Source organism: Mycolicibacter senuensis (assembly GCF_003284925.1).
In the GTDB taxonomy this organism is placed as follows: Bacteria; Actinomycetota; Actinomycetes; order Mycobacteriales; family Mycobacteriaceae; genus Mycobacterium; species Mycobacterium algericum_A.
This window is the reverse complement of record NZ_QMEX01000201.1, coordinates 1-5,136: the sequence shown is the minus strand read 5'-3', so window position 1 is coordinate 5,136 and position 5,136 is coordinate 1. Positions and strand designations below refer to the sequence as shown.

Below are 5,136 nucleotides of genomic sequence, written 5' to 3'. Positions count from 1 at the left end.
AATTGCCGGCGCCGTTCATCACCCCCGGTGAAGGCGGAAACAGTCAGCCAGGTGGCGGCGGCGGCTCGCTGGAAGGGAGGTAGCCGGACGTGAGTACCGTTTTCGACATTCGCAACGTGCGTCTGCCCCAGATGTCGCGTGCCACGATCATCGTGGGCTCGGCGCTGCTGGTGCTGGCATTGGTGGCCGGCTTCGGCGGGCTGCAGCTGTTCCGCAAGCTCAACAGCACCACGGTGGTCGCCTACTTCCCGTCGACCGATGCGCTGTACGCCGGCGACGCCGTCCAGATCATGGGTGTGCGGGTGGGCGCGATCGACAAGATCGAACCGGCCGGCGACAAGATGAAGGTCACGCTGCACTTCAACAACAAGTACAAGGTGCCGGCCGACGCCAAGGCGATCATCTTGAACCCGACCCTGGTGGCGTCGCGCACCATTCAGCTGGAGCCGCCGTATCGCGGCGGCCCGGTGCTGGCCAACAAGGCGGTCATCCCCGAGGAACGCACCGAGGTGCCGGTCGAGTGGGACACGCTGCGCAACGACGTCACCAACATCATCACCAAACTGGGCCCGACCAAGGAGCAGCCCAAGGGGCCGATCGGCGAGGCGATCGAGACCTTCGCCGACAGCCTGGCCGGCAAGGGCGAGCAGATCAACACGACGTTCAGCAGTCTCTCGGATGCACTGACCGCGTTGAACAAGGGCCGCGGCGACTTCTACGGGGTGACGCGCAGCCTGGCGCTGTTCGTGCGGGCGCTCGACCACAACGACCAGCAGTTCGTCCAGCTCAACCGAGACCTGGCGACGTTCAGCAACAACCTGACCACCACCGATCAGGAACTCGCGAAGGCCGCCGACCAGTTCTACGCCACCATGACGATCGTCCGGGCGTTTCTGAACCAGAACCAGGAACCGCTGGTCAAGACCATCGACAACCTGGCAGAGGTGTCGACGGCCCTCACCCAGCCGGACCCGCTGGAAGGCCTGGAGACCGCGCTGCACGTGCTGCCGAACGTGCTGGCCGGCGCCGGCGAGATCTACCACCCCGCGCAGGGCGCCGTCACCGGCTTCCCGGTGCTGCCGAACTTCGCCAACCCGATGCAGTTCATCTGTAGCGCGATCCAGGCCGGCAGCCGGCTGGGCTACCAGGACTCGGCCGAACTGTGCGCCGAGTATCTGGCTCCCGTGGCCGACGCCATCAAGTTCAACTACCTGCCGTTCGGTATCAACATCTGGACCAGCGCCTACACCACGCCCAAGCAGATCGCGTACTCCGAGCCGCGGCTGCAGCCGCCGCCGGGATACAAGGACACCACCGTGCCGGGCATCTGGGTGCCGGACACCCCGCTGTCGCACAAGAACTCGCAGCCGGGCTGGATCACCGCACCGGGAATGCAGGGTGTGGAGCCCGGCCACGACACCGCGCGGCTGTTGACACCCGAGTCGCTGGCGCAGTTGATGGGCGGCCCGGACCCGGCGCCGATCGAGTCGCAGTATCAGACCCCGCCCGGCCCGCCGAACGCCTACGACGAGGCTCCCGGCCCGCTGCCGTTCGTCGGCCTGCCGCCGGGACAGCAGCCGATACCGCCGCCCCCGCCCGGACCCAACGTGATCCCGGGGCCGGTGGCACCGCTTCCCCCGCGAGGTCAAGGCTGATGAGACGGAGAAGAGCTATGAAGACCGTCAGCCGGCGCTCCTGGCAGGCCCTGGTGCTGCTGATGGTGGCGCTGACGCTGACCTCGTGTCGGGATTGGCGGGGTATCGCCAACGTTCCGCTTCCGGGCGGTCCGGGCAGCGGCCCCGGTTCCTACACCGTCTATGTGCAGGTTCCGGACACCCTGGCGCTCAACGGCAACAGCCGGGTGCTGGTCGCCGACGTGTTCGTCGGCGCGGTCGACCAGATCGAGTTGAAGAACTGGGTCGCCACGCTGAAACTCAAGCTCAACAAGGACGTTCACCTGCCGCGGAACGCCACCGCGAAGATCGGCCAGACCAGCCTGCTGGGGTCTCAGCACATCGAGTTGGCGGCGCCGCCGGACCCGGTGGGCGAACTCAAGGACGGCGACACGATCGGGCTGAACAACTCGTCGTCGTTCCCGACCATCGAGCGGACCCTCGCCGGTATCTCGCTGCTGCTGCACCGCGGCGGGTTGTCCGACCTGGAGACCATCACCACCGAGTTCGACGCGATCATGGGTGGCCGAGCCGAACAGATCCGGGCGTTCCTGGACAAACTGGACACGTTCATCGGTTCCCTCAACGACCAGCGTGACGACATCACGCACGCCATCGACTCCACCAACCGGCTGCTGGGCTACTTCAGCGAGCACAACGACGCCATCGACCGGGTGCTGACCGACTTCCCGCCGCTGTTCAAGTACTTCAACGCCCAGCAGGCGATCTTCATCAACGCCATCGACGGGCTCGGCCAGATGGGGCGGGCGACCAACGAGCAGATCGCGCCGATCCGCGGCGACCTCAACAAGGTGCTGACGTCGATGCAGTGCCCCGCACGGGAACTCCGCAAGGCGTCACCGTACATACCGGACCTGCTGCAGGTCATGATCACCGCGCCGTACCACGTCGACGGTGCCTTCAAGGCGGTGCGAGGCGACTTCATCAACTCCTCGCTGGTCGTGGACCTGACCTTCGCCTCGATCGACAACGCGATCCTGACCGGCACCGGGTTCTCGGGGATGCTGCGCGCGCTCGAACAGTCCTTCGGCCACGATCCCGAGAAGATGATCCCGGACGTCCGGTACACGCCGAACCCCGCCACCGCGCCCGGCGGTCCGTATGTGGAAAGGGCTGACCGGAATTGCTGACCTCTCAGATCAAACGGCAGCTGGTGATCTTCAGCATCGTGACCGTCGCCGCCCTGGCGGTGTTGGGTGTGTACTACCTGCGCCTGCCGACCCTGGCCGGGCTCGGCCAGTACACGCTCAAGGCGAACCTGCCCGAGGCGGGCGGCCTGTACAAGACCGCGAACGTCACCTACCGCGGAACCATCATCGGGCGAGTCACGGCGGTCGAGCCGACCGAAACGGGCGCGCAGGCGACGATGCAGATCTCCAACGATTACAAGATTCCAGCCGACGCGTCGGCGAACGTGCATTCGGTGTCGGCGATCGGTGAGCAGTACCTGGATCTGGTGTCCACGGACAACCCGGGCCAGTACCTGAAGAACGGCCAGACGATCACCAAGGGCACGGTGCCGTCGGCGATCGGGCCGGCACTGGACGCCGCCCAGCGTGGCCTGGCTGCGTTGCCGACCGGAAAGATCTCGGCGGTACTCGACGAGACGGCGACGGCCGTCGGGGGCTTGGGCCCGTCGCTGCAGCGCCTGGTCGACTCGACGCAGGCCATCGTCGGTGATCTCAAAGCCAACCTCGGCGATGTCGACGACATCATCGAGAAGGCAGCCCCGATCATCGAAAGCCAGGTCCAGTCGAGCGACTCGATTACGCAGTGGGCGCGCAACCTCAACATCCTCAGCAGCCAGGCCGCGAGCCGGGACGAGACGGTGAAGCACATCATCACCGATCTGCCGCCGCTGGTCGACCAGGTGCACACGATATTCAGTGACACCCGGGACAGCCTGCCGCAGATGATGGCGAACGCGGCGATCCTGACCGAGATGGCCAGGCGCTATAACCGCAACACCGAGCAGGTGTTGGTGTTCCTGCCGCAGGCCGGTTCCATCGTCCAGACGGTCAGCTCGACGTTCCCGGGGCGCGCATCAATAGACGTGGCACTCGGGGCCTTCCCGGGCCCGGTTTTCCCGATCCCGATTCCGGGCCTGAGCCTGGGCTACCCGCCGCCGTGTCTGACCGGCTACCTGCCGGCATCGGAGTGGCGGGCGTTCGCCGACACCAGTCCCGCCGACCTCCCCGACGTCTCCTGCCGGATTCCGCAGGACACGCCGTCGAACAACGTGCGCGGCGTCCGCAACATCCCGTGTGTCGACGTGCCGGGCAAGCGGGCCCCGACGCCGAAGGATTGCCGCAGCGACAAGCCGTACATTCCGATGGGCACCAACCCCTGGTACGGCGACCCGAACCAGATCCGCAACTGCCCGGCACTGGGGGCGCGCTGTGATCAGCCGATCGAACCGGGCCACGTGATCCCGGCGCCGTCGATCAATAACGGCCTCAACCCGCTACCGGCGGATATGGTGCCCCCGACGCCGCCGCCGCTGAACGACCCGCTGACCCGGCCGGGTACCGGTAGCGTGCAGTGCAACGGGCAGCAACCGAACCCTTGCGTCTACACCCCGGGTGGGGGTCCCGCTGCAATCTACAATCCACAGAGTGGCCAGGCGGTGGGGCCGGACGGCGTCGAATACTCCGTCGAGAACTCGACCAACATAGGAGACGACGCATGGAAGGGGATGCTGGCACCGTTCCAGTGAGCACGGACGGGGAGCAGCAGACCGCAGACACCGCCGCTACCACAGCTACCGTAGTTACCGCGGACGAGCACGCCGCAGCAGACGACGCAACGACGGAGTCGGTTCAGGCCGACGCGGCGGACACCGAGTCGGCGCCGTCTCGCCTCGGGCGCCGCCAACTGCTCGGCAGCTGTGCGTTGCTGATCGTCCTGGCCGCCGGGTTGGTGGCCGCCGGCTACCAGGGGCTGCGTGACCATGCCGCGAGTCAGGCCATGGCGCGCGACAACGCCGAAGCGGTCGAGGCGGCGAAGCACTGCGTGCTGGCCACCCAGGCGCCCGACGGCGCCGACGTGGCGTTGGCCCAACAGCAGATCCTCGACTGCGCCGCCGGCGAGTTCCGGACCCAGGCAGGCCTGTACGGCGAGATCTTCGTTCAGGCGTACCGGGCGGCCAAGGTGCACACCGAGCTCACCGAGATGGGTGCTGCGGTCGAGCGCAACAACGAGGACGGCTCCGTCGACGTCCTGGTCGCCTTCCGCGTCAAGGTCGACAACGTCGAGGCCCAGGGCAAAGAGGTGGGCTACCGGCTGCGGGCCCAGATGGTCCGCGAAGACGGCCAGTACCGGATCGGCCGACTCGATCAGGTGGCCCGGTGACCGACGCGGTAACCGAGGCGCCCGAGAAGACCCGACCGGCGCGGTGGCGGGCTCGCGCGGCCGCGCTGGCGATCGACCTGCTGCCGGGCAC

4 protein-coding genes are annotated in these 5,136 nt (G+C 67.2%); all 4 read left to right on the top strand.

Annotated features, from left to right (window positions below):
* Nucleotides 1-89 precede the first annotated feature (89 nt).
* Genes DQP56_RS22505 through DQP56_RS22490 form a run of 4 tightly spaced genes read left to right on the top strand, consistent with a single transcriptional unit; the run spans nt 90 to nt 5,045 of the window.
* Complete coding sequence (locus DQP56_RS22505; RefSeq protein WP_112689200.1) at nt 90-1,655, top strand: virulence factor Mce family protein; 1,566 nt, start codon at nt 90-92, stop codon at nt 1,653-1,655.
* A gap of 17 nt (nt 1,656-1,672) precedes the next feature.
* Nucleotides 1,673-2,824: an MCE family protein gene (locus DQP56_RS22500; RefSeq protein ID WP_112689198.1), complete on the top strand. Its 1,152-nt coding sequence runs from the start codon at nt 1,673-1,675 to the stop codon at nt 2,822-2,824.
* Nucleotides 2,818-4,410 (top strand): MCE family protein, encoded by a 1,593-nt coding sequence (locus DQP56_RS22495; RefSeq protein WP_112689196.1) that lies wholly within the window; start codon nt 2,818-2,820, stop codon nt 4,408-4,410. The genes DQP56_RS22500 and DQP56_RS22495 overlap by 7 nt, the downstream gene beginning before the upstream one ends.
* Nucleotides 4,407-5,045 (top strand): Rv1363c family protein, encoded by a 639-nt coding sequence (locus tag DQP56_RS22490; protein ID WP_165825115.1) that lies wholly within the window; start codon nt 4,407-4,409, stop codon nt 5,043-5,045. The genes DQP56_RS22495 and DQP56_RS22490 overlap by 4 nt, the downstream gene beginning before the upstream one ends.
* The last annotated feature ends 91 nt before the right edge of the window (nt 5,046-5,136 follow it).

What these genes read in the sequence shown, in the direction of transcription:
- DQP56_RS22500 (WP_112689198.1), top strand. Translation starts at nt 1,673, where the DNA reads ATGAAGACCGTCAGCCGGCGCTCCTGGCAGGCCCTGGTGCTGCTGATG.